Consider the following 25,093-nt stretch of genomic DNA (forward strand, 5'->3'; position numbering starts at 1 on the left):
CCCTTCTATCTAGAGGCTTGCACGTTTCCCTGTGGGAGCGGGTTTACCCGCGAAGAATCCAACACGGTGGATGGCACCGGCTTCGCCGGTGTTCGCGAGTAAACCCGCTCCCACAAGGTGAGGTGGCGCTTAGGCGGCATCGGCTTTGACACGCAACCGGTCATAAGCGGTCTGCTCTTCTGTATCCAGGGCGACCAGGTAGGGTTCGACGGCCTTCTTGAAGCTGGTCATTTCACCGTTCTCGCCCTTTTTCAGATGGCAATGGCAGAACCACTCGCCATCGTTGCGCTCGGGGAAGTCCACTCGGTGGTGGTACAACCCCCAACGGCTTTCCTCGCGGAACAGCGAGGCCCGCGCCGCCATCTCGGCGCAATCGCGAATCACCGAAACTTCCATCGCACGCATCAGTTCATGAGGGTTGCTGGCTTTCATCTGGTCCAGGTCACGTTCGATCTCGGCAAAGCGCTCCAGGCCGATTTCCATTTTCCTGGTCACCTTCGGCGGCTGCAGGTAATCGTTGACCATGCGTCTGAGCTTGTACTCGACCTGCGCTGGCGGCAGGCCATGCTGACGCTGCAGCGGAGCAAACACCCGCGCGCGCTCGCGCTCGACCTGTTCGGCATCAACCTCGGCGAATTCGCGCCCGGTCACGTAATGCGCAGCGTTCACACCGGCAAACCAGCCGTAGGTGAAGGCCCCCAGCATGTAGTTGTGCGGCACCGCTGCCATATCGCCTGCGGCATACAGCCCTTTGACGCTGGTCTCGGCCTTTTCATTGACCCACACCCCCGACGCCGAATGCCCCGAGCAGAAACCGATCTCCGAGATATGCATCTCGACCATGTGCTGGCGATAATCGGTGCCACGCCCGGCGTGGAACTGGCCACGACTGGGGCGCTCGTTGCTGTGCAAGATTTCTTCGATGTTCTGGATGGTTTCCTCGGCCAAGTGATCGAGCTTGAGGAACACCGGGCCATTGCCGCCCTCGAGTTCCTGATGGAACTCCCACATCATCTGGCCGCTCCAGTAGTCGCACTCGATAAAGCGCTCACCCTTGCTGTTGGCGGTATATCCACCCAGTGGGCCGGTGACGTAGGCGCAGGCCGGGCCGTTGTAGTCCTTGATCAGCGGGTTGATCTGGAAGCACTCGAGGTTGGCCAGTTCGGCACCGGCATGGTAGGCCATGGCGTATCCATCACCGGCGTTGGTCGGGTTCTCGTAGGTGCCCATCAAGTAACCCGACGACGGCAAGCCCAGGCGCCCGGCCGCGCCGCAGGCAAGGATCACCGCCTTGGCCCGCACCACCCGAAACTCGCCGCTACGGCAGTCGAAACCCAACACGCCAGCGGCCGCGCCTTCACCATCGAGCAGCACACGGGTGCAGACCATACGGTTGCTGATCTCGACCTGGGCACGCTTGAGCTGGCGGTACAACACCTTCTTGATGTCGTGGCCTTCGGGCATGGGCAGCACGTAGGCGCCCATGTGGTGAACCTTTTTCACCGCGTAGTCGCCGGTCTCGTCCTTCTCGAACTTCACGCCCCAGCGGTCAAGCTGCTCGATGGTTTCGAAGCTGTGGGTAGCGTAGGCATGCACCGTGGCCTGGTTGACGATGCCGTCATTGGCCACGGTGATTTCCTTGGTGTACTGCTCGGGGGTGGCGTGGCCTGGGATGATCGCGTTGTTCAGGCCATCCATGCCCATGCTGATGGCCCCGCTGCGCTTGACGTTGGCCTTGTCCAGCAGCAGCACGCGCAGGCTTTTGTCCTGCTCCTTGGCCTTGATCGCAGCCATCGGCCCGGCGGTACCGCCACCGATAACGATGATGTCGTAGTCCTGAGTCTGGATGCTCATGCCTTGCTCCCCTTCTGGCGGTCGATGCGCAGGCGGTACTGGAAAGCATCGCCGCGGTAGTAAAGGTGTTCGAAGTCCAACGGAGTACCGTCAGCGGCATGGGTCAGGCGCTCGATGCGCATGATCGGCGAGCCTTCTTCAACATCCAGGGCCTGGGTCAGGTCGCTGTCGGCCAGCACGGCATCGATGGCCAGGTCGGCGTGGCCAAGGGCAATGCCGCAGTCGTTTTCCAGGAGCAGGAAAATGTCGCGGGTGACAAGGTCGGCCTTCTCCAGCTTTTCGCCGACGGCCTTGGGCAACCAGGTCAGTTCCAGCGACACCGGCTCGCGGTTGATCAACCGCACCCGGCGGATCTCGGTGACCAAGCTGCCCTCCCCAACCTGCAGCCGCGCGGCCACCAGTGCATTGGCCGGCACATGGCGGAAGCTGCGCAGGCGGTTGATCACCTCGTAACCCATTTGCGTCATCGACTCGCCCAACCCCTGCAGGGTGCTGACGTTCTGGAACGCCTTGGGCTTGGCGACAAAGGTGCCCTTGCCATGGATCTTGAAAATCAGCCCTTCCTTCTGCAGGTCGCCCAGCGCCTGGCGCACGGTGATGCGGCTGACTTCGAAAGCCTTGCCCAGTTCGCTTTCAGAGGGCATGCGGCTATGCGATGGATAAGTGCCGTCGAGGATGCGCTCGCGCAGCAATTCCTTGAGCTGGGTGTAAAGCGGTACCGGGGACAGGGGGAGCAGTTCGGCCATGGGGTCTCTTCGCTGATCGGATACTTGTTATAACAAGTTGTGACCAGAGAATAGATGGCATAACAGCGACCATGGAAATATCGATATTGCATATGGATAGAGGCATTTGTGAGTGCCATTGCCGACCGTTTCACGGCTAATGGGAAAAATGGCTACAGATCAAGGTGATGGACGCCACCACCACAGATGGGTATCATGCGTGCGCGTTGCACTCGTAGCTCAGCTGGATAGAGTACTGCCCTCCGAAGGCAGGGGTCGTGGGTTCGAATCCCGCCGAGTGCGCCATCTTCTTCCCTTGTGTCACAAGGGGTCGGCGCTTCCGCGCAGAACCTGCCTGGTCCTGAAAATCGCCTTGCCAAAGCGCAACTGGCCGATGTATGTCTGGACTATCAATGAGCCGAAGATCGGCATCACCGCCAACCGTTTCGCTCAAGTCGGCAGGCTCACCCCCAACGTATTCTATTCCTGGCGCTATTTCAGGTACGGCCTGAACGTAACCCACTGGGCCGCATGGCTGCTGGCCTTGGGCACGCACTGGTACCGGCTGCACAAGGTGCTGGGTTGAGGAAGTTCAGAACAATCGCAGCGGCATGTTGACCACCAGCCGCACTTCGTCGTAGCTGCCGTCGATCTGCCCGCCATGGGCGCGATGGTTGTAGACGATGGTACGCACGCTGGTGTCGCGCCAGGCGCCGCCTTGTAGCACGTAGCCGATTACCAGGCCATTCTCCTCGTGCCGCGCGCCGCGCAGACCGCGCACGTTGTATCCGGCGTGGCGGCCATTACGGTCGCCCTGGTAGTGACTGCCATCTATGCCCCAGCCCTTGGCGTGCCACAGCCCCAGGCTCAGGCCCGGCACGCCGTAGGCGCTTGCATCGAAGTCGTAGCGCAACTGCCAGGAGCGTTCGTTCGGGCCGTTGTAGTCCGAATACAGCGAGTTGGCCATGTAGTTGCCAGTCGACTCCCACACATAGTCGAAATATTCGTTGCCCTCGACCTGCTGCCAGGCCAGCGTCAGACCATGGGCCTGGTGCTCCAGCGTGGCGGCCAGGCTCCAGGCCTGGTTGTCGATGAAGCCCAGCTGCTGCTGGCCGCTGTCGCGGGTGCGGTAGTAGTGAAAGGCCGGGCGCACAGCCAGCCTGGCCCGATCACCCAGCGTGCCGCCCAGCCCCACGTACAGTTGCTGCCAGGTGTCTGCCAGGTGCGAGCCGTACAGGCTGGCAGACAGGGCGCCGCTGTAACGGGCACCGACATAGCTGATCGAATCGGCCTTCACTGCCCGGTCACCGAAGGTGCTGGTCAGCCGCTCGCTGCCGGTGCCGGTGCGCGGGATTGCCCGGTCGAAGCGCCCGGCGTCCAGTTGCAGGCCAGCGATGCTCTGGTTGCTCAGCGCCACACCCTGAAAGCTCGACGGCAGCGCCCGGTTATCCTTGTAGCGCAGGATGGGATTGTCCAGGCGTTGTCGGCCAACCCGCAAGGTACTGCCGGCCAGGCGCAGGCGCAGCGCGCCGACAGCCAGGCGGCTCCAGGTGGGGATGGCGTCGCCGTCGCTGTCCACCAGTACCCGGTCGCCACCGTTGGCCACCCGGCCATGGCCGCGACTCAGGTTGATCGCGCTGTACAGCGAGGCATCGACGCCGATGCCGAGCACGCCCCGAGTGTAGCCTGACGCATAGTCGAGCATCGCCGCCTGCACCCAGGTCTCGCGCAGGCGCGTGGGGGTCAGGCGGCCGTCCTTGCGAATCGCCAGGTAGGTGTCGCCCTGCGTATGCTGGTTGGAGTAGTAGTGCCGCAGGTTGAGGTCCAGACGGCTGCCGTCGATGAAGCCGGGTTGGCCAGCTGCCACGCAGGGCGTGATGAGGGCGCAGCACAGAAATGTGCGTCTTTGCATGTGCAAGCGGTGTCCTGTCCGTGAACGAAGGTCGGTGCCGCGCCTGCCTGGCACGGCATGGGGTCACTCGGGCCAGTGCCGGATCGGCCCGCGCCAGGTTTCGAAGGCCTTGGCCAGGCGCAGCAGCCAAGTGTCGGCAAAGCGCGGGGCGACCATCTGCAAGCCAATGGGCATACCCTGGTCGTTGAAGCCGCAGTTGATCGAGAGCGCCGGTTGCTCGCCCATGTTCCAAGGCACGGTGAACACGATGTGTTCGAACGGTAGTTGCGGGTCGTTGCCGGGGGAGGCCAGCTCGGCGGGATAGGCCTGCACCTGATTGGTCGGCGACAGCAGCAGGTCGCACTGCTCGAACAGCCGCGCAGCGCGCCGGCGCATCTCGAAGGTCTGGTTGAAGCCTTCCACCGCCTCCACCGCCGTCATGTGGCGGGCCGGCTCGGCCCACTGGCGGATGTACGGCAGCACCTGGGCCAGGCGCTCGGGCTCCAGCTGGCGGAGTTCGCTCCACTGCCGCGCGCGCCAGAAGCGGTCGAGGCCGTCGAGCAGACGACGCTCCATCAATGGCTTCACCTCCACCAGCCTGGCGCCCTGCGCCTCGAACAGCGCGGCGGCGGCGCGCACCGCGGCGCAGGTCTGCGCGTCGGGCTGCAGGCCGCAACCAGGTTCAAGCAGCAGCCCCACCCGCAGGCCGCGCACGCTCATCGGGCGCAGCCCCCAGTCGAGATCGGCCGCCGGCAGGCTGGTGGCATCACGCAGGTCCGGGCGCGCCAGCACCGCCATCATCGCCGCGCAGTCGTCTACCGTGCGGGTCATGGGCCCGGCGCAGCGGCCGGTATAATACGGGTCGATGGGTATGCGCCCGAGGGTCGGCTTGAAGCCCACCAGCGCGCACCAGCCGGCCGGCAGGCGCACCGAACCGCCGATGTCGGTGCCCAGGTGAAGCGGGCCGTAGCCCGCCGCTGCCGCGGCCGCCGCCCCGGCGCTCGAGCCACCGGGGTTGAGTGCCGTGTTCCATGGGTTTCTGGTGATGCCGTGCAGGCTCGACAGGCCCGAAGACAACATGCCGAAATCCGGCACGCAGGTCTTGCCCAGCAGTACCGCGCCCGCCTCGCGCAGGCGCGCCGCCGGTGGCGCGTCGGCCACTGCCAGGCGCGGCTCCAGGCCCGCGCACCCCTGGTCGAGTAGCTGCCCACGGGTGGCAATCAACGATTTCAAGGTCACCGGCACGCCATCCAACGGCCCGAGCGGCGCGCCCCTGGCCCAACGTTGGGTGGACGCAGCGGCCTGCTCCAGCACCAGCTCAGGGGTAAACTGGCACAGCGCATTCAGGGCCGGCTCGCGGCGCTGTACATGGTCGATCAGGTACTGGTGGTATTCCAGGGGCGACAGCTCGCGGCGATCATAGAGCGCCGTCAGTTCGGCCACCGACAGCCACTGCAAAGGGCCGCAGCTCATTTGGCACCTGCCGGCACACCGGCGTTTTCGACGTCCGGCCCGCGCCGGGCGAACAGGCGCACGCAGCAGAGCCCTACTGCGCCCATCAGCACGCTGAAGCCCACCGCGACCCACTGGTTCCAGGGCATCAGGGCGATCAGCAGCAACGGTGTAACGCTCGCCCACAACGCGTAGGCGATGTTGTAGGTTACGGATATCCCCGACACGCGAATGGCCGCCGGGAACAACCCGACCATGATCGACGGCACCACCCCGACCACGCCGCAGCACAGGCCGGCCAGCGCGTAGGCCACGCCGACCAGCGGCAATTCGAAAATCAGGCTGGCGTACAGCGCCGCCACCCCGACGGGCAGCAGTGCGCTGTGAATCGCCAGGGCGCGCCAGGGGCCGAGGCGGTCGGCCATGCGCCCGGCGAGGATGCAACCGATATTGAGGAAGACGATGCCCAGGCTGCTCAGGGCGAAGGTCTGGTCCGCCGGCAGTCCGAAGCGCTTCTGCATCACCGTCGGGGTAATCACCACCAGCACCACCACTGCCGAGGTCAGTAGGCAGGTCAGCAGTAGTGCCGGGGCGATGGCTCGCCGGTGCCCGCGCAGCACGGTGCGCAACGGCAGCTCCGGGTCGGCTGCGCGGCGCGCCTGCAGAGCGACGAATACCGGCGTTTCGCTGAGCCAGCGACGCAACCAGACACCGACCAGACCAAACACACCGCCCAGGATGAACGGCAGACGCCAGCCGTGATCGAGCATCTCCTGCGGGGTGTAGACCCGCGCCAGCACCGCCGCGGTGACCGCGCCCAGCAGGTAGCCGAAGGTCAGCCCGGCCTGCAACATGCCCAGGGCGAAGCCGCGGTGGCCGGCCGGTGCGTGCTCGGCGACGAACGCCCAGGCGCTGGGTACTTCGCCGCCTACGGCGGCGCCCTGCAGAATGCGCAGGGCCAGCAACAGCAACGGCGCCCAGTAACCAATCTGCGCGTAGGTCGGCATCAGGCCGATCAACAGGCACGGCAACGCCATCATCAGAATGCTCAGGCTGAACACACGCTTGCGCCCCAGACGGTCGGCGAAGTGCGCCAGCAGAATGCCCCCCAGCGGCCGCGCCAGGTAGCCGGTGACGAATATGCCGAAGCTCTGCAGCAAGCGCAGCCATTCAGGCATGTGCGGCGGGAAGAACAGCTCGCTGAGGATCAGCGCGAAGAACACGAAAATGATGAAGTCGTAGATCTCCAACGCGCCGCCCAGCGCGGCAAGGCCCAAGGTCTTGTAGTCGGTGCGGCTGAAGCGCGTGGAAAGGGGTCGAGGGTGGGCCGTCATTGGCATGGGTGTCCTGTAATCGGGTAACGAAGGCGCGGCAGAACCGGTCGGGCTCATGGTCACCGTCGCAGGCGGACAGGACAATAAAAAGCGCGTCTGGGTCGCTTTTTCACCTGAATCTGTACATTGAGTTTTGACAGCGAAAGCCAATAATCGGGCCACCTTTGACCCACAAGATGACCCCAACATGGAAGAAATTCAGCGCCAGATCGCCGCATTTGACCACCCGGACGTCGAAGCAGTGGCCATTATCCGTGGCCGTGTGCTGCATGCCCTACAGACCTTTTTGCTCGACCGTGACTTCCGCCAGTTGTTGCCGATACTGATGTCGCCGATCACCGACCCCCTGAACCACGCGGTGTACCCGGCCGAGATCCAGTACCAGCAGCGGCGCCTGAAACTCACCGCCAGCATGATCTTCCACAAGCAGCTGGCCCTGACCGCCCGCGGCCACGAGCGCATCTTCATCGTCGCGCCGAACATCCGCCTGGAAAAGCCGGAGATCAAGGACTCCCAGCGTCACCTGCTGGAGTTCTCCCAGTTCGATTTCGAGATTCGCGGCGGCACCATGCAACAGGCCATGCAGTTGATCGAGCAGATGGTCAAGCACACCCTGGACGAGGTGCGCGAACACTGCGCCGCGCAACTGGCCCAACTGGGCCGTGAACTGCCGCGTTACGAAACCGCCTTCCCGGTGTACAGCACCGACGAACTGCAGGCCGAACTGGGCGATGACTTCGAGCGCCTGATGTCGGAAAAGGCCCATACGCCGTTCTTCATCACCAACCACCGCCGCGAATTCTACGACCGCGAGACCCCCGGCCAACGCGGCCACTACAACAACTATGACCTGGTCTGGCCCGAGGGCTATGGCGAGGCACTGTCGGGTGCCGAACGGGAGTACGAGCACGGTCAGATCCTCTACCGCATGAACGAGCTGGACATGGACCTGACCCCGTTCGGCAACTTCCTCGAAGCAGCCCGCCAGGGGCTGCTGCACCCCAGTGCCGGCGGCGGGCTGGGCATTGAACGGCTGCTGCGCTTCATCTGCGGCAAGCGCCATATCCGCGATGTCGCCCTGTTCGACCGCAGTGTCGGCAGCGACTTCCTGTTCTGAGCCCCCACGCCCTCGCACCGGCCCGCTCTGACGGCGGGCCTTTTCCGGAGACACCCGCATGACCCCCTTGCGCATTCATTGGTGCTCGCCGCTCGACAGCGGCCAGCAGAAAGCCTCCGACAAGTACGACACCGGGCGCCTGGACTTCGCCGGTATCGTCGATTTCGCCCAGGAGGCCGACGAACTGGGCATCGACTCGCTGCTGATGGGCATCAGCTACCACATGCCCGACCCGCTGCCGATGATCGGCGCGCTGGTGCGCGAAACTCGCAACGTCAAGTTCATCCTCGCCTACCGCCCCGGGTTGCTGCACCCGACCCTGTTCACCCAGGTGGTCAACACGCTGTCGTGGATGTCCGACAAACGCATCGCCTTGAATCTGGTGGCCGGCATCTCGCCGGACGAGCAGGCGTACTACGGTGACTACGTTGCACACGATGGCCGCTATGCGCGCACCTGCGAGTTCATCGAAATTCTCAGGCGCTTCTGGGCCGGGAAAACTCCACTCAGCCACCATGGCGACTTCTACCAGCTGGACAACGCCCAGCTGGGCCTCCCGTTCAAGGACCTCGAGCGGCCACGCCTGTATCTGAGCGGCGCCTCAGGGATCGCCCAGCAGGTAGCGGTATCCCACAGCGACTGCTGGCTGCGCTACGGCGACACGCCCGAAGGCATCGCCGAGGCCGCGCGCGAAGTACTCGCGGCCGGACGTTCGGTAGGCATACGCATGCACGTGCTGGCGCGAGAAACCCGCGACGAGGCACTGGCCGAGGTCGAGGCAATGATGGAAAACCCCGACCAGCAGCACCGCGAATGGGTGCGCCAGTTTGTCGCCCGCTGCGACTCCGAGGCGGTCAAGACCTCGTTCCGTCTGGCCGAGGGTGCCCATCACGACTGGCTGTCGCCGATGCTTTGGTCGGGTGCTGTGGCCTACCGAGGCGGCCCGGCACTGTGCGTGGTGGGCAGCTACGAGGAAGTGGCCGCCTACCTGCTGGAGTACAAGAAGGCCGGGGTGAGCGAGTTCATCTTCTCCGGTTGGCCGACCCGCGACGAGATGCGTCGCTTCTGCCAGCACGTGTTGCCACGCTTGCGCGAACTTGAAGCCGACCTGGACCGCCAGCATGGCTGAGCACCCGCCCCTGCGCCACTTCGGCGCCGGCCTGCTGCTGGGCCTGATGGCCGAACAGACGGTGCTGTTCGCCGTCCCGCTGATGGTCTACCAGGTCACCGGCAGCCTGCGTTATTCCGGGCTGGTGTTCGCCCTGGAATGGCTGCCGGCGCTGCTCGCTTACCCATTCGCCGGGGTGCTGGCGGACCGTGTCGGCGGGCGCAATCTGCTGCAGTGGGCCAACGTGCTGCGCGCCGCCAGCCTGGGGCTGACCGTACTGTGCTGCAGCCTGGCGCCGGCCCTGACGGTCTGGGCGCTGGCGGCCAACGGCGTACTACTGTCGCTGCTGATGGCTCCGGTGCGCATGGCCGTGGAGCGCACCGTGCCGCAGGTGGCGCCGGCCGAGCGCCTGGCCCACACCCAGTCGCTGGTGCAGAACATGGAGCTGCTGGCGCAGGTGCTGGGCCCGGCCTGCGCCGCCGCGCTAGTGCTGTACAGCGGCAAGCTGGCGCTGCTGGGCCTGGCCGCCGTCGCGCTGCTGCTGGCAGCAATGTGCTGGCGCGGTCTGCCCAACGCCCACGCCGACAGCGTTCGGCAACCTGTGCTCGCCGCCCTGGGCCAGGGCTGGCAGCTGCTGCTGGGCAACCCACCCATCATCAGCCTGGCGCTGCTGAACTTCAGCATCAACCTGGCCTTCGCCTGTGTGCTCAGCGCCAATGCCTTCGTCGTCAGCGGCGTGTTCCAGGCCACCGACGGTGCCTTCGGCCTGATCAACAGCGCCGCCGGCGCCCTGGGCCTGCTGAACTTCCTGCTGGTGCCGTGGTTGCTGACGAGACTGTCGATCCACCAAGTGGGCGCGCTGGGTTTCGCCGTGCTGTGCGGCGGGATCCTGGCCATGGGGCTGGCCAGCGGCCTGCTCGGCTACGGTGCCAGCTTCGTCCTGGCCATGGCCGGCTGCACCCTGTTCAACGTGTTCAACCGCACCCAGCGAATCAAGGTTATCCCGCGGGAGCACCTGGGCAAGGTGATGGGCCCTTTCTACCTGGTCAACCTGGCTTCCTATCCGCTGGGTGGGCTGCTCAGCGCCAGCATCGGCCAGCGCTACGGCATTCAAGGCCTGATCCTCGCCCTGGGCCTGCTGCTGAGCGGGCCGGGCGCCCTGCTGTTCCACCTGACCACGCGGCGCCTGAACGCCGCACTTGATACTGATAACCCTGCCATGGAGGCCTCCCGATGAACAGCCAACACCTATGCCTGCTGGCCACGGTCGAATCCGATTCGCACATGTGGAATCTGGTGTACCTGCAACTGTGGTTGGGCGAGCGCGGCCTGGAGGTGAAGAACCTGGGCAGCTGCACACCGGCCCAGGCCGTGCTCGACGCGGTCGACCAGCACAGACACGCGCATCTGCTGGTGATCAGCAGTGTCAACGGCCACGGCTACTCCCAGGGCCTGGCACTGATCCGCGCGCTGCGCCAGCAACACCCGCACCTGCACGTGGTGATTGGCGGCAAGCTGACCACCTCCGAGGCGCAGACCCGCGCGGTCCGCGAGGAGCTGCTGGCTGCCGGGTACGACGCGGTGTTCACCGAGGCCGACGCCCTCGACGCCTTCCAGCGCCACCTCGATCGCCTGGCCCAGGTCCGTCACTCGCTGGTGCTCGGCACCGGCGACGTGACGCACTGGACCTGAGCCCCCTTCTGTCGCCCGAACAAGGAACGAACCCATGCATATCGTGATCGTCAACCGCTGGCCGCGCTTCCACGACGGCCAGCGCTGGGACAACGAACTGACCCGCTACGAAGCCTTCTTCGATCACCATGCCCACCGCATCAGTTATGTGGTCGACGGCCCCGGCGCTCTTGGCGTGCTGACGCCGCGCGAGCAGATCGCCCACATGGTGCAGGTCGAGGACGTGAACCAGTACCCTCAGTTGCTGGCCGCAGTGACTGAAGTGATCGAACGGGTCGGCCCGGTCGACCTGCTGATCGCCTTGTCCGAATTCACCCTCGAAATCGCCGCCCAGGTGCGCCAGGCACTGAACATTCCCGGCCATGGTCCGGACGAAGTGGGTGTGTACCGCGACAAGGCGCGGATGAAACAGGTGCTGCAAGAGCATGGCCTGGCCGTGCCGGCCTTCACCCGCTGCCACAGCCTGGAACACACCCTGGACTTCGCCAACGCAACCGGCTACCCGCTGATCGTCAAACCGGTGGACGGCGCCGCCAGCATCGGCGTGGTGCGGGTCGATGACGAGCGCCAGCTGCTGGCCGCGCTCGACGGCATCGACCTGGCGCGCCACGAAGTGGAGGCCTTCGTGGAGGGCCAGGTATACCACGTCGACGGCTACACCGACGCTACCGGTCAGGTGCCGTTCCAAGCCGTGTCGCGCTACCTCAACAGTTGCCTGGACTTCGCCCGGTACCAGCCGTTGGGCTCGGTGTTGCTGCAGGCCTCACCGTTGCGTACGCGCATCGCCGACTTCAGTCGCCAGTGCCTGCAGGCGCTGGGGCTGCGCGACACCGCGTTCCACCTGGAGCTGTTCGTGTGCGAGGACGGTCGCCTGGTATTCCTGGAAGTGGGTGCGCGGGTTGGCGGCAGCGAGGTGCCACACCTGATCAACCGGGTGTTCGGCGTCAATCTCTATGAGCACTGGCTGAAGAACCTGCTCGGCGAGCCTGCCACCCTGCCCGGCCAGGACAGCGACCCCAGCGGCGGCTGGCTGATCATCCCCAAGCCGCGGCAACTGCCGTGCACGGTGCTCGAGGCACCGTCGCAGCGCACCCAGGTCGCTTCGCTTTGGCGCGAGTTGCTGCCCCAGCCCGGCGAGGTACTGGAGGCCGGCGGCGGCTACGACGCGCTGCAGGGCGGACGTTTCATTTTCACCGGTAGCGACCAGGCCGGCATCGAGCGAGACATCCGACACGTCATCGAACACTACCGCCTGGAGACGCAGCCAGCATGAACCACGCCGCACGTACCGAACACGACGACGCCGCGCTGCTGGCCCGGCTCACCCCTTACCTGAGCGACAACGACCAGAACGCCGTGCGCGTGTTCGGCGAACGCCTGATCGAGGCCGCCGGAGGCCTGGCAGGCCTGGCCGACTACCGCCTGATGGTCGCCTACGGCGGCGGCAAGGACAGCTCCTATACCGTGTCGCTGCTGCGCGCGACCCAGCTGCACCTGGCCATCACCCATGGTCGCACCTTCCATCTGCGCATCGCCAACATGCGTCATGCCGGGGTGGCCGACGCGGTGATGGCCAACATCGACCGGGTCTACCATGCCCTGGCGCTATACGGCGACGCGCGGGTCGAGATGCTGGTGGTCGACCACAGGCAGATCCGCCCATTCGAACGCCACCTGCCCTTCCCCAGCCAGGTGAAGGCGATGAACCGCTTCGACGTGCTGATGAACGGCCACCGCACCGCCGGCGACGGTCGCCCGACCTTCTGCAACAGCTGCAACCTTGCGGTGGCCGACTTCTTCGGCCGCGCCGCCTGGTGGCAGGGTGGCGTCGACGCGGTGGTCACCGGCGACTCGCGCAAGGAACAGAAGCACTACTTCACCTGGATCATGCGCCTGGCCGAACGCCTGGGGCTGAACGTCGAGGCCTGCCGCCGCCAAGGCTTCCGCGGGCTGCTGCAGGCGCTGGACGGTATCGCCCAGGCCTACTTCATCGAACTGCTCGGCGAAGGCTTCGACGCTGCACTTGACGAGCGTCGGGTCAGTACCGGCAACGCCGGAGAGGAACCTGCGTTCATCAGCATCTACGACCTGGTGAGCTACCGGGTCGACGACCACTGGGAGCTGATCACCGAGTTCCTTGGCTTCCGGTTCGAGGAGCTGGCGTTCAGCTTCACCGAGTCGGACTGCGCCAACCCGATGCTCATGGCCCACCTGCGCGGGCTCAAGGCCGAACAGGTGCAGGGACGCAGCTACGACGATGGCCTGGCCGAATACCTGGAACTGGCCCAGGCCTTGATGCGCAAGAAGGAAATGCCCGATCGTCTTATCGAGCTGGCCCTGGCGCCCTACGCCGGCGCCTCCGGCATGGCCAACCGGCGCGCCCTGGCCGACAGCTTCGCCCGCTCGGCTTTTGACCTCGACGAAGAGCAGCTTGTCTGCATGCAGTTCTCGCCCTTCGTCAGCCATGGCCGTGACCTGGCGCTATACCTGAGCCTGCGTCATCCCCAGATTGTCGGGCGCCTGGAAGACCTGCACGCGCTGCTTGACGGCCAGGCCGAGGACGAAATGCTCGGCCAATGGCTCGGTGAGGTCAGCGGCCTGCCGCTGGCGGCATTGCGCAGCCTTTACCGGCACGCGCCTATCGATTTCGACAGCGATGCCTCGCTGATCGCCCGAGTGCGCGCCGGCGACCCGCACAAGGGCCGGATCGTGCGTCACGATCCGATCACCGGTGAACAGGTGGTTGAACTGGTGTCGGGGCGTTGACCATGGCCAGCACCAATACCAGCCACTTCCAGCGCTTCATCGAACGCGCCCGCGAGCGCGGGCAGCTCGTGGTGCAGCCGCGCATGGGTTTCGCCGACATCCCCAGCATGCGTGCTGGCCTGGAGGCCGTGGCCCGCCAGCCGGGCGCCCTGGGCACCATCACCCTCGACAGCTACACCCGTGTCGGCGATTACCAGAGCGCCCTGCGCTGCCTCAACGACGGCAGCCCGCTCAATGGCTTTCCCATCGTCAGCCACCCGCTGGAAGCCCTGCGCGGCATGCTCGACGGACTCTACAGCGAGCACTTTCCGATCCAGGTACGCCATGGCACGGCCCAGCCGCAGAACATCTTCAAGCGCATGGCCGCAGTTGGCCTGGATACCACCGAAGGCGGCCCTGTGTCCTACTGCATGCCCTACAGCCGCTTGCCGCTGCTGCATGCGGTGGAAGCCTGGGGACAAAGCTGCCGTGCGCTGGCCGAGGGCACCGCGCATGGCCATATCGAGAGCTTCGGCGGCTGCCTGCTGGGTCAGTTATGCCCACCCTCGATGCTGCTGGCGGTCGGCCTGCTCGAAGCCATGTTCTTTCGCCAGTACGGCATCCGCAGCGTGTCACTGAGCTATGCCCAGGGCACCAGCATGGCCCAGGACCAAGGTGCGCTGCGCGCCTTGCGCCAGTTGGCGGCGCACTACCTGGGCGATATCCACTGGCACGTGGTGGTGTACACCTACATGGGCGTGTTCCCCTGCACCGAACATGGCGCCCGCCGGTTGATCGCCGACAGCGCCCGACTGGCCCAGGCCACCGGTTGCGAACGGCTGATCGTCAAGACCGTGGCCGAAGCCCGACAGATTCCCTCGGTGCGCGACAACCTTCAGGCGCTGGACATGGCCAGCAGCAGCGCGGCGCAGGCGCCAGCGGCGCTCGATCCTGCCAACCAGGGCTATTACGAGGAAATCCTGATGGAAACCAGGCAACTGGTCGACGCCGTGCTCGACCTGCACGCCGACCTGGGCATTGCGCTGCTGCAGGGCTTCGCCCGGGGCTTGCTGGATATTCCCTACTGCCTTCACGCCGACAACGCCGGCCGCGCCACCACCCTGATCGACGACCACGGTGCGCTGCGCTGGGCCACCCTGGGCGGCCTGCCGCTTGCGCGTAACCACGCGGCAGGCAACGCCGAACACGGCGTGCGCGCCGACCAACTGTTCAAGATGCTGCACTACATGGTGAACCGTTATGACCAACCCTTGCATTGAACCCGGCCAGCGCCCACTGGTACTGGTGGACGCCTACTCCACCGGGGCCTTCCTCGCTCGTGCCCTGGCCGAGCACCGCCCGCTGCTGCACGTGAGCTCGCGACGGGACATGCCGGCCGCCTTCGCCGCCAGCTGCCCGCAGGCCCTGTTCGCCCAGCGCTACCAACTGCACGAGGTCGGCTTCGAGCCACTGTGTCAGGTGCTGGCGGCCCAGCACCCCGAAGCCGTGCTGACCGGCAGCGAGTTCGGCGTTGAGCTGGCCGACCGCCTGGCCGCCACCCTTGGCCTGCCGGGCAACGACCCGACGCTGTCGGCAGCGCGCCGCGACAAGGCGCTGATGGCCGAGCAGGTGGCCGCCGCAGGTCTGCCGGTGGCAGCGCAATTGCGCACCGGCAGCGCCGAGCAGGCCTGCGCCTGGTTCCAGGCCCAGGGTGCGCGGCCGGTTGTGGTCAAGCCCCTGGACAGTGCCGGCTCCGACCAGGTGTTCATCTGCCGCAACACCAGCCAGGTCCGCGATGCCGCCGACGCCATCCTCGGCGGCACCAACCTGATGATGCGCGACAACCATGAAGTGCTGGTGCAGGAGTACCTCGAAGGCGACGAGTACGTGATCAACACCGTCAGCCACCAAGGCCGGCACTGGCTCAGCGATGCCTGGCGCTGCACCAAGACACTGAGCGAGGATGGGCGAAAGATCTACGACAGCGAATACCTGCTGGCCCCCGACGACCCATGCCTGGAGGCCCTGGTCGGCTATGTCGAGGGCGTGCTCGATGCCCTGGCCATCGGTGAGGGCCCGGCGCACACCGAGGTGATCCTCACCGCCGCCGGGCCACGCCTGCTGGAAACCGGCGCGCGCCTGTCCGGCCTGGCCAACCCACCCGCCCTGCAGGCTGCCACTGGCGCCGACCAGGTCAGCCTGACCGTCGAGGCCTGCCTGACCCCAGCGCGCCTGCTGCAGCGCCCACGGCGCTATCGCCAGCTGCAGGCGGCCTGCACCCTCAACCTGATCGCCCGTGGCCAGGGTCGCTTCGACCTGGGCCGGGTAACCTCGCGCCTCGACCAGCTTGCCTCGTACCACAGCGCCCGCTGGCGTTTCAGCGACGGCCGCGCCCTGGCGCCGACCGTCGACCTCAACAGTTCGCCGGGGGCCGTGTTCATGGTCCATCCGCAACCTGACCGCATCCGCCAGGACCAACTCGCCTGGCGGACGTGGGAGCAAGACTGGCTGTAACCGGGAGCCCCGATTACCGGGGCCGTTTCACAACTAAGGAGACACTGATGAGCACGCATATCCGTAACGGACGAATGACTGTCCCGCAACTGGTGGCCATGAAAGGCCGTCAGAAGATCGTCTCGCTGACGGCATACTCCAGCGCGATTGCCCAGGTAATCGACCCCCTGGTCGACTTCATCCTGGTCGGTGACTCCACCGCGATGGTCGGCTACGGCCGCAGCTCCACTCTGGGCATGCGCCTGGACGAGACCATCGCCCATACCCGCGCGGTGGTCGACAGCACGCGCCTGGCCTGTGTGATCGCCGACATGCCGTTCGGCAGCTACCAGGAGAGCCCCGAGCAGGCGTTTCGCAACTGTGCCGAGGTGCTTGCCCGTACCGGCTGCGCCGGGGTGAAACTGGAAGTCAACCAGGTGCTGGCCGGCACCGTGGAATTTCTGGTTGAGCGCGGTGTGCCGGTGATGGCGCACATCGGCCTGATGCCGCAGTTCGTCAACGTCATGGGCGGCTACAAGGCCCAAGGCATGAGCTCGGAAAGCGGCGCGGCACTGATGGCCGATGCACGCGCCAACCTGCGGGCGGGCGCCTTCGCGCTGCTGCTCGAAGGCGTCGCCGAGCCGGTGGCCCGGGCCATAACCGAGGACAGCGACAAGCCAACCATTGGTATCGGCGCCTCCCCGGCCTGCGACGGCCAGGTGCTGGTCACCGAGGACCTGCTGGGCTTGGGGGGTGAGCATGTGCCACGGTTCGTCAAGCAGTACGCCGATGTCGCCGGTGTGATTCGCAAGGCCTGCACACACTTCGCAGACGAGGTGCGTGACGGCACCTTCCCGACGCTTGACCACTGCTACGGCGTCTGAGCCTCGTCCTGGATCGCCTTGACCAGGCGTTGCAGCGCCTGGGGAATGTCCTTGCTCCAGTCCAGCGTGTAGCACAAGCGCAGATGGCTACGCCACAGGCCGCGCTGACTGAAGATTTCCCCGGGCGCGATGACAATGCGCTGGCTCAGCAGGCGCTGGAATACCCGGCGCATTTCCACCGGCCGGGTCGCTTCCAGCCAAAGGCTGGCCCCGCCCTGGGGCGCGACCCAGCGCAGGTAACCCTGGCCGTGGAGCTCCAGCAGGCCCTGCATGTGCTGCATGCGCTCGCGCAGCATGGCGCGCAGCAATTGCAAGTGCTGGTCAACCCGGCGTGAGGTGTACAGCTTGGCGATGGCCTTCTGGCGTATCGGCGATAGGCGGAAGGCACGTTCCAGAAACAGCTGCTGCAACTGCTCGGTTTGGCGCCGACACAGCAGGTATCCATAGGGCGCCTCGGATCCGATGACTTTGTCGAGCGTGGAAAACACCAGCAAGCGGTTGGGGTCGGCGAAGTCGCGATAGCAGGCCGGTGAGGCCTCGAAGCAGAACTCGCCGTAGCCATCGTTCTCGAACAGCCACACATCCCGCTCGGCCAGCCAGCGGGAGATCTGCCGCTTGTCCGCAGCCGGCATCAACCCGCCCTGGGGCACATTGGTGGCCGACGACAGCACCGCCAGGCGCACGGGCTGGGCATGCAGCAACTGACGGAACTGCTCCAGATCGAAACGGCCGTCGGCGCGCAAAGGCACCTCGACGATGGTCATGCGCGCAGCCAGCAACTGCCGCAGCACCGCCCAGGAACAGGGCGACTCGACCAGCGCCACCTGGCCTTCCAGGCCCAGGGCGCGCAGCGACAGCTCGAGGATGCTGCGCAGGTCCGAGCCGATGAAGACATGCTCGGCATGCCAGTAGCGCTGGGGCGAGCGAGTGTAGCGGTCGGCCAGCACACCGCGCAGCTCCGGCTCGCCGAACGGCTGGTACAGCGGCGCATGGGAACGGGGGTACTGGCGCGCCAGCTCGCGCTCGATCATCAGCAGCGGTTTCTCCAGTGACAGCAGCATGGCCGGCGCGTCGCTGCTCAGGGCCAGCATGCCGGGCTGGCGGGCGCTGGAGAACACCGTGTCGAGCAGGCTGGGTGAACATTCGCCGTGCAGCGGCGTCTTGCTGGCCCGGGTGAAATAACCGTGCCTGGGCCTCGCGTACACCCGGCCCTCGTCTTCGAGCAGCGAATAGGCGTACTTGGTGGAGGATACCGACACGTTCAGGCGCTGGGCCAGCTGACGCAACGACGGCAGGCGCTGTTCAACGTCCGACGGTGAGGCCTCGATCCAATCGAGCAGGTACCGGTACACGGCCTGGTAGGTGTAGTGGGACTTGGTATTGTTGTCTGCTTCCATACTCACGGGGTCACTTGTGAAAAAGCGCAGGCACAGGTTACACGCGAATCCCGCGCGCTGCGCTACGCCCCGGGCTGCAGGTATGAACCTTGCTCAGGACGGGACAGAAGCACAGAAAGGCCCCCGGTAAATTGCTGGGGGCTTTTTCGTTTGTGCGACATGTCGCGTTTCTGGCACTCCCGTGCCACGGGTCATTGGTGTTAGCGTGGGCGTCTTCCCGTTTCCCGACGGGTAACCCACAACAATGACTGGCGAAGGAATGCGCACAACCATGCACCTGAAAAAACTCACCGCCACCACCCTGCTGCTGGCCAGCATCGGCCTGTTCACCCAACCGGCCCAGGCCAACCTTACCCAGCAGCAGTCCGCGGCCATCGTCAAAGCGTTCGACGGCAGCGACCCAAGCGACTTCAAGCAGTTCCTCGGCAAGCTCAAAGGCAGCGACCTGGCCAAGGCCGACAACCTTGCGGCAACCCTGGATGCCTACCTGGGCGGCAAGCCATTGGCGGCCGAGCAGCAGAACGAGATCAACCGCCTGCTCGGCCTGTATACCCGCATCAAGTACGGCAAGGCTGCCAGCGAAACCCTGCGTGAGCTGGTGGCCATCCCCACCTTCAATGTCGAGGGCACGCCGCAGCACGAGAACCCCGAGTTCCTCAGGATCGCCGACAAGATCAAGGCCTTGGCTGACAGCTTCGGCCTGGCTTTCCGCAATATCGACAACCGGGTGTACGAGATCTCGCTGGGCAGCGGCAAGGAAGTGGTCGGCATCCATGCTCACGCCGACGTAGTGCCGGTCAACCCGGACAACTGGAAGCTGGCCGATGGCACGCGCCTGGACCCGTTCAAGGTCACCCTGGTCGGTGACCGCATGTATGGCCGCGGCACCGAAGACGACAAAAACGGCATTGTCGTGGCGATGTACGCGCTGAAAGTGGCCAAGGACGAGAACCTGCCGCTGGCCCGCCAGTTCAAGCTGCTGATCGACACCACTGAAGAAACCAGCGGCGATGCCATCCCCTACTACTTCGAGCGCAACCCCACGCCCGACTACAACCTGGCCCTCGATGGCGGCTACCCGGTGGTCATCGCCGAGAAAGGCTACGGCACGATCATGGCAAGCTTCAGCAAGCGCCCGGCCAGTGGCAAGGGTGCCGAGATCGTCAACCTGACTGGCGGCCTGGCCACCAACCAGATTCCGACTACCTCGGTTGCGACCCTGGTCACCGACAACCCGGCGAAGCTGGCCAGCCAGCTGGAAAAAGCCGGTGCCGATTACGTGAAGCGCAATGGCGGCGACTTCAGCATCGTGGCCAAAGCCGATGGCAAGCAGGTATTGCTCACCGTGACCGGCGTTTCCGCCCACTCTTCGGAGCCGGAATCCGGGGTCAACCCGGTAGCGCGCATGCTCGGCTTCATCAACGGCCTGGGCCAGGATGTGCCGCTCAAGCACAACCACTTCACCGACGCCGCCCGCTACGCCGCCGACAACTGGGGCCTGGACTACCTGGGCAACAAGCTCGGCGTGGCCTTCAAGGACCCGTTCATGGGCCCGCTGACCGCCTCGCTGACCTTTGTCGGGGTGGATGAAAAAGGCCTGAAGCTGGCGGTGAACCTGCGCATTCCGAAAGGCAAGCCAATTGCCACGATCAAGGACGAACTGGCCGACAAGCTGGGCAAATGGACCCGGCAGAGCCATACCTCGGTGGCCTTCGACTACAGCCTGGACGAGCCGATGTACCGCAACCCCGAGGGCGAATGGGTCAAAGCCTTGCTTGATGTGGCCACCGAGAACCTGGGCATGAAGCACGAGTTCGGTACCTCGGCGGGCGCCACCTCGGTACACGACCTGCCTAACGGCGTGCAGTTCGGCCTGGCCATGCCGGATGTGAAGTACACCGGGCACAACGACAACGAGTTCAAGACCGTGGAGCAGTTCATGCTGGACTTGCAGGTGGTGAGCGAAATGGTGGCGCGGATCGGGCAGATGCCGAAGCTCTGAGCCAACTCTGCCGACCTCTTCGCGGCTGAAGCCGCTCCCACAGGGACTGCACCGCCTTTGAAAGCTGTGCAGTCCCTGTGGGAGCGGCTTCAGCCGCGAAGAGGCCAGCACAGGCGACCACTCATGACGTTTTTCAATCGACTCGATGCCGTTTCCTGCATTGCCGTGCAGAGCGCCGTGCCGGATGCTTTATTTACTCCGAGACATCGCTTTTTCCACCCGCAGAGGCCCGTATGAAGACCGTCGAACAAATCCTCAAGACCAAGTCCCAGCACCAGACCGTGTACACCATCGGCCCGGATGACTCGGTACTCGACGCACTGAAGCTGCTGGCGGAGAAAAACGTCGGTGCGCTACCGGTGGTCGAGGGTAACCAGGTCGTGGGTATCGTCAGTGAACGGGACTATGCGCGCAAGCTGGTGCTCAAGGGCCGTTCGTCCGCCGCTACCCCCGTGCGCGACATCATGAGTGCGCCGGTGGTTACCGTGGAACCGAAGCAGAACCTCGAGTACTGCATGAACCTGATGACCAACCGCCACCTGCGCCACCTACCGGTGGTCAGCAATGGCGAACTGCTTGGCCTGCTGTCGATCGGTGACCTGGTCAAGGAAACCATCGCAGAACAGGCAAACCTGATCCTGAAACTGGAGCAATACATCCGCGGTGAATAAAGCGTCTCAATGGTAGGCGCGCTCCAGTTCGTCCAGCTGATGGTCAAAGCTGCGCAGGCGCGCCGACCAGGTGTACACCAGCACTTCCAGGTCCCGGTTGAGCACAGCGGTGTTGCCATGGCCGCTGCGGGTCGGCTCACCCAGGTCCAGCTGGTAGCGTTCACGAGCCATGGCCTGGGCCACGCTGGACAGGTCGCGGGCATTGGCCAGCCAGTGGTGATGGTGGTCATGAATTTCGCGGTCGAGCAAGCGGCACTGGCGTTTCAACGCATCCAGGCTCTGCTCCAGCGGCGTGCCCTTGAGTTCGCCCATGACCTCTTCGAAGGTGCGCCCCGAATGCCAGTAGCTGCCCCAGAAATAGCGGTCGAACACCGTCTCGACGCGGCGTAGCGCAACCTTGGTGTTCCAGATGGTCAGCAACGTTCGCCCCTGCACCACCTCACGCTTGTTCAGGTGCAGCTGCTGCCAGGCGATCCAGGTCAGCGCCACCAGTGCAACTGCCACAGTGACGGCGGCAGCGGCATACAGGAAGTGCACTGCCTGGTTCATCTGTTGCGTTTGCCTGATGCCGTAGAAATAACTGGCCGTCAACGTGCCCAGGATCGTCACGGAGCACCAGAAACCCGGTGCGTAGGGATCTTTCATCGCGCTATCCCCTTGTTGTTTTCCTGAGCATAGCAACGGCCAATCACTCGTCAGGCACCACTCGGCGCTTTATTTTTTGCGTGGGTGCAGCGCCTCGTTCAGTTGGTCGATCATCGGAATCCAGTCGTCATCGGCAATGTACTTCTCTTTCAGGAAGGCACGCTGGGAATCGTTCCAGAAAGGTGCATCAACCAGCTTTATATCGTCGTCAAGCGGCGAATGGGTGGTGATGAAACGGTCGATTTCGACCGGATCGTCTGGCAACCCCAGCTGTTGGAAAATCTCGGACAAAGGATGAATCGGCTTATCCATGGTTCCTCCTCGTCGCCAGACCGGTCGTCGACGATGCCGGCCCGGCATGGGTTGAGAGCATCAGCTGAGCTCACGCACTTCGGCGCGCGGCACCAGCTTCAGGTACTGCTCCATGCTCATGTGAATCAGATGATCGTGATCACCCGCCTCCAGATAGACATCGCCTTGGCGGGTAAGACTCGAATCAAGCAGCATCTTTATCTGGTAGGCATCACCCAGCGCCGGTACGGCACCGCGCTCGCAGTCGCCGAACAGGCTCGGCAGGCCGCTTTCACGGGTCAGTTGCCATGCCCCGGACATGCGCACCTTGGTCATGTCCAGATGCCGGTTGGCCGGTAGTACGGCCATGATGTAGTTGCCATGACGGTCATCGAGCATCACTGACTTGGCGACCCGCTCGGCGGGCACGCCGGCCGTGCGGGCCGACTCCAGGCTGGTGGCCGAATGTGGATGGGGAATGATGTCGTAGTCGCAGTTGGCCTTGTCCAGGCGATCCTGCAGGGTCTTTGCCATACGCATGATGCACCTCCGGTTTCGTCCCCCAATTTCCAATTTTAGGCCGGGTACCAGCAGGCAGGGCTAAACTTGTGCAATAGAGGCAAACGAGGTGACGACAGGTGATCGCCCGCTGCTGGCGCTGGCTGTTGCTGCTGTTGCTGCTTGGTATGACGCCAGGCGGTCAGGCAGCGCCCGGTGCAGTGTGGGTGCTGGGCATCGATGATGCCATCGGCCCTGCCAGCGCCGACTACCTGGTGCGCAGCCTCAGCCAGGCCCAGGCGCAGGGCGCGCAACTGGTGGTGATCCGCATGGACACCCCGGGCGGGCTGGACAGCGCCATGCGCCAGATGATCAAGGCGATTCTCGCCAGCCCCGTGCCGGTCGCCACCTTCGTCGCCCCCAGTGGTGCCCGCGCCGCCAGCGCCGGCACTTATATCCTCTATGCCAGCCATGTCGCAGCCATGGCGCCCGGTACCAACCTGGGTGCCGCAACCCCCGTGCAGATAGGCGCCACGCCAGGCACGCCCAAGGACGACAAGGCCGAAGGCAGCGATGACGAGGCCCTTGCGCGCAAGCAGGTCAACGATGCGGCGGCTTACATACGGGGCCTGGCGCAGCTGCGCGGGCGCAATGCCGACTGGGCGGAAAAGGCCGTGCGCGAGGCGGTCAGCCTGTCCGCCAGCGAGGCCTTGCAGATCGATGTGATCGACCTGGTGGCCGATGACGTACCCGACCTGTTGCGCAAGCTCGATGGCAAAACGCTCACTGTCGCTGGCCAGCCCCGGCAGCTGCAGACTGCCGGCGCCAGCCTGGTGGAGCACCTGCCGGACTGGCGCACCCGGGTGCTGGCGGTCATCACCAACCCCAGCGTGGCGCTGATCCTGATCATGATCGGTGTGTACGGCCTGCTGTTCGAGTTCATGAACCCCGGCTCGACGGTGGGCGGCGTGGTCGGCGGCATCTGCCTGCTGCTGGCGCTGTATGCCCTGCAGCTGTTGCCGGTGAGCTTCGCCGGGGTGGCGCTGATATTGCTCGGCATCGCCTTCATGATCGCCGAAGCCTTCCTGCCCAGTTTCGGCGTGGTCGGCTTTGGCGGCATTGTCGCTTTCGTGGTCGGCGCACTGATCCTGATCGACACCGATGCCCCCGGTTTCGGCATCCCGCTGGCCCTGATCGGCACCCTGGCGCTGCTCTCGGCGCTGCTGATCGGCGGTGTGCTGGGCATGGCCCTCAAGGCCCGCCGACGGGCCCTGGTCAGCGGTGACGCCGGCCTGGTCGGCAGCCTGGTCACCGTCACCCAGGTGAAGGCGGGCAACCCGTTCTGTGGCTTTGTGCTAGCCCAGGGCGAGCAATGGCAGGCGCAGTGTGCAACGCCACTGCAAGCGGGCCAGAACGTGCGGGTGACCGCGCGCCATGGCGTCATGCTGGAAGTGAGCGCCGCCGCGCCCGCGGCGCAAGGAGAATGACCATGTTCATGCAATTGGGCTTCGGCGCGGTACTGATCGTGCTGGCGATGCTGTTGCTGTCGGCGTTTCGCATCCTGCGTGAATACGAGCGCGGCGTGGTGTTCCAGCTGGGGCGCTTCTGGCAGGTGAAGGGGCCGGGGCTGATCCTGTTGATCCCGGTGATCCAGCAAATGGTGCGGGTCGACCTGCGCACCGTGGTGCTGGATGTACCACCACAGGATGTGATCACCCGCGACAACGTCTCGGTCAAGGTCAACGCCGTGGTCTACTTCCGCGTGCTCGACCCGCAGAAAGCGATCATCCAGGTCGAGGATTTCCTCGTGGCGACCAGCCAGCTGGCCCAGACCACGCTGCGCGCGGTGCTCGGCAAGCACGAACTGGATGAACTGTTGGCCGAACGCGAGCAGCTGAACTCGGACATTCGCCAGGTGCTGGATGCACAGACCGATGCCTGGGGCATCAAGGTGGCCAACGTCGAGATCAAGCACGTCGACCTCAACGAATCGATGGTGCGCGCCATTGCCCGCCAGGCCGAGGCCGAGCGTGAACGGCGGGCCAAGGTGATCCATGCCGAGGGTGAGTTGCAGGCGTCGGAGAAGCTGATGCAGGCGGCGCAGATGCTGAGCAAGGAGCCGGGGGCGATGCAGTTACGTTATATGCAGACGCTGGGGACGATTGCCGGGGACAAGAGCTCGACCATCGTCTTTCCGCTGCCGGTGGATTTGCTCAAGGGGTTGGTGGACAAGCAAAAATAGCGGTGGCCGCTACACAATCCCTGTAGGAGCGGCCTTGTGTCGCGATGGGCTG

At 65.0% G+C, this 25,093-nt stretch carries 23 protein-coding genes and 1 tRNA gene; 15 read left to right on the top strand and 9 right to left on the bottom strand.

Annotated features, from left to right (window positions below):
- Nucleotides 1–129: 129 nt before the first annotated feature.
- Together J5M58_RS06570 and J5M58_RS06575 are read right to left on the bottom strand one after the other, a co-directional pair.
- A complete protein-coding gene (locus J5M58_RS06570; RefSeq protein ID WP_207877614.1) occupies nt 130–1,854 on the bottom strand; it encodes a fumarate reductase/succinate dehydrogenase flavoprotein subunit in 1,725 nt (574 codons plus the stop codon).
- Nucleotides 1,851–2,600 carry a GntR family transcriptional regulator gene (locus J5M58_RS06575; protein WP_207877616.1) on the bottom strand — a complete coding sequence of 250 codons (750 nt, stop codon included), beginning with the start codon at nt 2,598–2,600 and terminating at the stop codon, nt 1,851–1,853. Before J5M58_RS06575 ends, J5M58_RS06570 begins: the two co-directional genes overlap by 4 nt.
- A 208-nt stretch (nt 2,601–2,808) precedes the next feature.
- Between J5M58_RS06575 and J5M58_RS06580 the strand changes: the two genes are divergently transcribed.
- Together J5M58_RS06580 and J5M58_RS06585 are read left to right on the top strand one after the other, a co-directional pair.
- A tRNA-Arg gene (locus tag J5M58_RS06580) sits at nt 2,809–2,885 on the top strand.
- An 88-nt stretch (nt 2,886–2,973) separates the two neighbouring features.
- On the top strand, nt 2,974–3,165 hold the full coding sequence (locus J5M58_RS06585; RefSeq protein ID WP_207877618.1) for a hypothetical protein: 192 nt from the start codon (nt 2,974–2,976) through the stop codon (nt 3,163–3,165).
- A gap of 6 nt (nt 3,166–3,171) precedes the next feature.
- On the opposite strand, the gene J5M58_RS06590 is transcribed toward J5M58_RS06585, so the two are convergent.
- The 3 genes from J5M58_RS06590 to J5M58_RS06600 all read right to left on the bottom strand — a co-directional run bounded on the left by J5M58_RS06590 (nt 3,172) and on the right by J5M58_RS06600 (nt 7,256).
- Nucleotides 3,172–4,491, bottom strand: a complete 1,320-nt coding sequence (locus tag J5M58_RS06590; RefSeq protein ID WP_112251240.1) for an OprD family outer membrane porin — start codon at nt 4,489–4,491, stop codon at nt 3,172–3,174.
- 63 nt (nt 4,492–4,554) lie between these two features.
- Nucleotides 4,555–5,943: an amidase gene (locus J5M58_RS06595; protein WP_207877620.1), complete on the bottom strand. Its 1,389-nt coding sequence runs from the start codon at nt 5,941–5,943 to the stop codon at nt 4,555–4,557.
- Nucleotides 5,940–7,256 carry an MFS transporter gene (locus J5M58_RS06600; protein WP_112251236.1) on the bottom strand — a complete coding sequence of 439 codons (1,317 nt, stop codon included), beginning with the start codon at nt 7,254–7,256 and terminating at the stop codon, nt 5,940–5,942. The genes J5M58_RS06595 and J5M58_RS06600 overlap by 4 nt, the downstream gene beginning before the upstream one ends.
- Before the next feature lie 187 nt (nt 7,257–7,443).
- On the opposite strand from J5M58_RS06600, the gene J5M58_RS06605 reads away from it, so the two are divergent.
- From J5M58_RS06605 to panB, 9 genes are read left to right on the top strand one after another with little or no spacing between them, the layout of a single operon-like run.
- Complete coding sequence (locus tag J5M58_RS06605) at nt 7,444–8,373, top strand: asparagine synthetase A (protein WP_112251234.1); 930 nt, start codon at nt 7,444–7,446, stop codon at nt 8,371–8,373.
- A gap of 58 nt (nt 8,374–8,431) precedes the next feature.
- Entirely contained in the window at nt 8,432–9,502 is a 1,071-nt protein-coding gene (locus J5M58_RS06610; protein ID WP_207877622.1) for an LLM class flavin-dependent oxidoreductase, read from the top strand.
- Nucleotides 9,495–10,718 carry an MFS transporter gene (locus tag J5M58_RS06615; protein ID WP_112251230.1) on the top strand — a complete coding sequence of 408 codons (1,224 nt, stop codon included), beginning with the start codon at nt 9,495–9,497 and terminating at the stop codon, nt 10,716–10,718. The genes J5M58_RS06610 and J5M58_RS06615 overlap by 8 nt, the downstream gene beginning before the upstream one ends.
- On the top strand, nt 10,715–11,173 hold the full coding sequence (locus J5M58_RS06620) for a cobalamin B12-binding domain-containing protein (protein ID WP_112251228.1): 459 nt from the start codon (nt 10,715–10,717) through the stop codon (nt 11,171–11,173). The genes J5M58_RS06615 and J5M58_RS06620 overlap by 4 nt, the downstream gene beginning before the upstream one ends.
- A 34-nt stretch (nt 11,174–11,207) precedes the next feature.
- Complete coding sequence (locus J5M58_RS06625) at nt 11,208–12,446, top strand: acetyl-CoA carboxylase biotin carboxylase subunit family protein (protein ID WP_112251226.1); 1,239 nt, start codon at nt 11,208–11,210, stop codon at nt 12,444–12,446.
- Nucleotides 12,443–13,939 (top strand): hypothetical protein, encoded by a 1,497-nt coding sequence (locus J5M58_RS06630; RefSeq protein WP_112251224.1) that lies wholly within the window; start codon nt 12,443–12,445, stop codon nt 13,937–13,939. The genes J5M58_RS06625 and J5M58_RS06630 overlap by 4 nt, the downstream gene beginning before the upstream one ends.
- A gap of 2 nt (nt 13,940–13,941) precedes the next feature.
- The gene (locus J5M58_RS06635; protein WP_207877624.1) at nt 13,942–15,198 is read left to right on the top strand and encodes a methylaspartate mutase; all 1,257 of its coding nucleotides are present in this window, start codon (nt 13,942–13,944) and stop codon (nt 15,196–15,198) included.
- Complete coding sequence (locus J5M58_RS06640) at nt 15,179–16,432, top strand: ATP-grasp domain-containing protein (RefSeq protein WP_112251220.1); 1,254 nt, start codon at nt 15,179–15,181, stop codon at nt 16,430–16,432. Before J5M58_RS06635 ends, J5M58_RS06640 begins: the two co-directional genes overlap by 20 nt.
- 47 nt (nt 16,433–16,479) lie before the next feature.
- Nucleotides 16,480–17,295 (top strand): 3-methyl-2-oxobutanoate hydroxymethyltransferase, encoded by an 816-nt coding sequence (gene panB, locus J5M58_RS06645; RefSeq protein WP_207877628.1) that lies wholly within the window; start codon nt 16,480–16,482, stop codon nt 17,293–17,295.
- On the opposite strand, the gene J5M58_RS06650 is transcribed toward panB, so the two are convergent.
- Nucleotides 17,283–18,692, bottom strand: coding sequence for a PLP-dependent aminotransferase family protein (locus tag J5M58_RS06650; protein ID WP_112251218.1), 1,410 nt, complete (start codon nt 18,690–18,692; stop codon nt 17,283–17,285). The genes panB and J5M58_RS06650 overlap by 13 nt on opposite strands.
- Before the next feature lie 271 nt (nt 18,693–18,963).
- Between J5M58_RS06650 and J5M58_RS06655 the strand changes: the two genes are divergently transcribed.
- Together J5M58_RS06655 and J5M58_RS06660 are read left to right on the top strand one after the other, a co-directional pair.
- A complete protein-coding gene (locus tag J5M58_RS06655; RefSeq protein ID WP_112251216.1) occupies nt 18,964–20,694 on the top strand; it encodes a dipeptidase in 1,731 nt (576 codons plus the stop codon).
- A gap of 233 nt (nt 20,695–20,927) precedes the next feature.
- Entirely contained in the window at nt 20,928–21,365 is a 438-nt protein-coding gene (locus tag J5M58_RS06660) for a CBS domain-containing protein (protein ID WP_112251214.1), read from the top strand.
- A 6-nt stretch (nt 21,366–21,371) separates the two neighbouring features.
- Here the strand turns inward: J5M58_RS06660 and J5M58_RS06665 are convergent, their stop codons facing one another.
- From J5M58_RS06665 to J5M58_RS06675, 3 genes are all read right to left on the bottom strand, one after another.
- On the bottom strand, nt 21,372–22,010 hold the full coding sequence (locus J5M58_RS06665; protein WP_112251212.1) for an NADH:ubiquinone oxidoreductase subunit N: 639 nt from the start codon (nt 22,008–22,010) through the stop codon (nt 21,372–21,374).
- 69 nt (nt 22,011–22,079) lie between these two features.
- Nucleotides 22,080–22,322: a DUF2789 domain-containing protein gene (locus J5M58_RS06670; protein ID WP_112251210.1), complete on the bottom strand. Its 243-nt coding sequence runs from the start codon at nt 22,320–22,322 to the stop codon at nt 22,080–22,082.
- Nucleotides 22,323–22,382: 60 nt separating this feature from the next.
- Nucleotides 22,383–22,841: an aminoacyl-tRNA deacylase gene (locus tag J5M58_RS06675; RefSeq protein WP_003260230.1), complete on the bottom strand. Its 459-nt coding sequence runs from the start codon at nt 22,839–22,841 to the stop codon at nt 22,383–22,385.
- A gap of 98 nt (nt 22,842–22,939) precedes the next feature.
- Here J5M58_RS06675 and J5M58_RS06680 point away from each other — a divergent pair, with 98 nt between their 5' ends.
- Both J5M58_RS06680 and J5M58_RS06685 read left to right on the top strand, forming a co-directional pair.
- The gene (locus J5M58_RS06680) at nt 22,940–24,286 is read left to right on the top strand and encodes a nodulation protein NfeD (RefSeq protein WP_207877630.1); all 1,347 of its coding nucleotides are present in this window, start codon (nt 22,940–22,942) and stop codon (nt 24,284–24,286) included.
- A 2-nt stretch (nt 24,287–24,288) separates the two neighbouring features.
- The gene (locus J5M58_RS06685) at nt 24,289–25,041 is read left to right on the top strand and encodes a slipin family protein (RefSeq protein WP_025337287.1); all 753 of its coding nucleotides are present in this window, start codon (nt 24,289–24,291) and stop codon (nt 25,039–25,041) included.
- Nucleotides 25,042–25,093: the final 52 nt, after the last annotated feature.

It is taken from the genome of Pseudomonas sp. 32_A (genome assembly GCF_017490905.1).
Taxonomy (GTDB): Bacteria; Pseudomonadota; Gammaproteobacteria; order Pseudomonadales; family Pseudomonadaceae; genus Aquipseudomonas; species Aquipseudomonas inefficax.

What these genes read in the sequence shown, in the direction of transcription:
- J5M58_RS06630 (WP_112251224.1), top strand. Translation starts at nt 12,443, where the DNA reads ATGAACCACGCCGCACGTACCGAACACGACGACGCCGCGCTGCTGGCC.
- J5M58_RS06615 (WP_112251230.1), top strand. Translation starts at nt 9,495, where the DNA reads ATGGCTGAGCACCCGCCCCTGCGCCACTTCGGCGCCGGCCTGCTGCTG.
- J5M58_RS06575 (WP_207877616.1), bottom strand. Translation starts at nt 2,600, where the DNA reads ATGGCCGAACTGCTCCCCCTGTCCCCGGTACCGCTTTACACCCAGCTC.
- J5M58_RS06665 (WP_112251212.1), bottom strand. Translation starts at nt 22,010, where the DNA reads ATGAAAGATCCCTACGCACCGGGTTTCTGGTGCTCCGTGACGATCCTG.
- J5M58_RS06620 (WP_112251228.1), top strand. Translation starts at nt 10,715, where the DNA reads ATGAACAGCCAACACCTATGCCTGCTGGCCACGGTCGAATCCGATTCG.
- panB (WP_207877628.1), top strand. Translation starts at nt 16,480, where the DNA reads ATGAGCACGCATATCCGTAACGGACGAATGACTGTCCCGCAACTGGTG.
- J5M58_RS06585 (WP_207877618.1), top strand. Translation starts at nt 2,974, where the DNA reads ATGTATGTCTGGACTATCAATGAGCCGAAGATCGGCATCACCGCCAAC.
- J5M58_RS06605 (WP_112251234.1), top strand. Translation starts at nt 7,444, where the DNA reads ATGGAAGAAATTCAGCGCCAGATCGCCGCATTTGACCACCCGGACGTC.
- J5M58_RS06685 (WP_025337287.1), top strand. Translation starts at nt 24,289, where the DNA reads ATGTTCATGCAATTGGGCTTCGGCGCGGTACTGATCGTGCTGGCGATG.
- J5M58_RS06635 (WP_207877624.1), top strand. Translation starts at nt 13,942, where the DNA reads ATGGCCAGCACCAATACCAGCCACTTCCAGCGCTTCATCGAACGCGCC.
- J5M58_RS06670 (WP_112251210.1), bottom strand. Translation starts at nt 22,322, where the DNA reads ATGGATAAGCCGATTCATCCTTTGTCCGAGATTTTCCAACAGCTGGGG.
- J5M58_RS06610 (WP_207877622.1), top strand. Translation starts at nt 8,432, where the DNA reads ATGACCCCCTTGCGCATTCATTGGTGCTCGCCGCTCGACAGCGGCCAG.
- J5M58_RS06650 (WP_112251218.1), bottom strand. Translation starts at nt 18,692, where the DNA reads ATGGAAGCAGACAACAATACCAAGTCCCACTACACCTACCAGGCCGTG.
- J5M58_RS06570 (WP_207877614.1), bottom strand. Translation starts at nt 1,854, where the DNA reads ATGAGCATCCAGACTCAGGACTACGACATCATCGTTATCGGTGGCGGT.
- J5M58_RS06625 (WP_112251226.1), top strand. Translation starts at nt 11,208, where the DNA reads ATGCATATCGTGATCGTCAACCGCTGGCCGCGCTTCCACGACGGCCAG.
- J5M58_RS06590 (WP_112251240.1), bottom strand. Translation starts at nt 4,491, where the DNA reads ATGCAAAGACGCACATTTCTGTGCTGCGCCCTCATCACGCCCTGCGTG.
- J5M58_RS06675 (WP_003260230.1), bottom strand. Translation starts at nt 22,841, where the DNA reads ATGCGTATGGCAAAGACCCTGCAGGATCGCCTGGACAAGGCCAACTGC.
- J5M58_RS06595 (WP_207877620.1), bottom strand. Translation starts at nt 5,943, where the DNA reads ATGAGCTGCGGCCCTTTGCAGTGGCTGTCGGTGGCCGAACTGACGGCG.
- J5M58_RS06640 (WP_112251220.1), top strand. Translation starts at nt 15,179, where the DNA reads ATGACCAACCCTTGCATTGAACCCGGCCAGCGCCCACTGGTACTGGTG.
- J5M58_RS06655 (WP_112251216.1), top strand. Translation starts at nt 18,964, where the DNA reads ATGCACCTGAAAAAACTCACCGCCACCACCCTGCTGCTGGCCAGCATC.
- J5M58_RS06660 (WP_112251214.1), top strand. Translation starts at nt 20,928, where the DNA reads ATGAAGACCGTCGAACAAATCCTCAAGACCAAGTCCCAGCACCAGACC.
- J5M58_RS06600 (WP_112251236.1), bottom strand. Translation starts at nt 7,256, where the DNA reads ATGACGGCCCACCCTCGACCCCTTTCCACGCGCTTCAGCCGCACCGAC.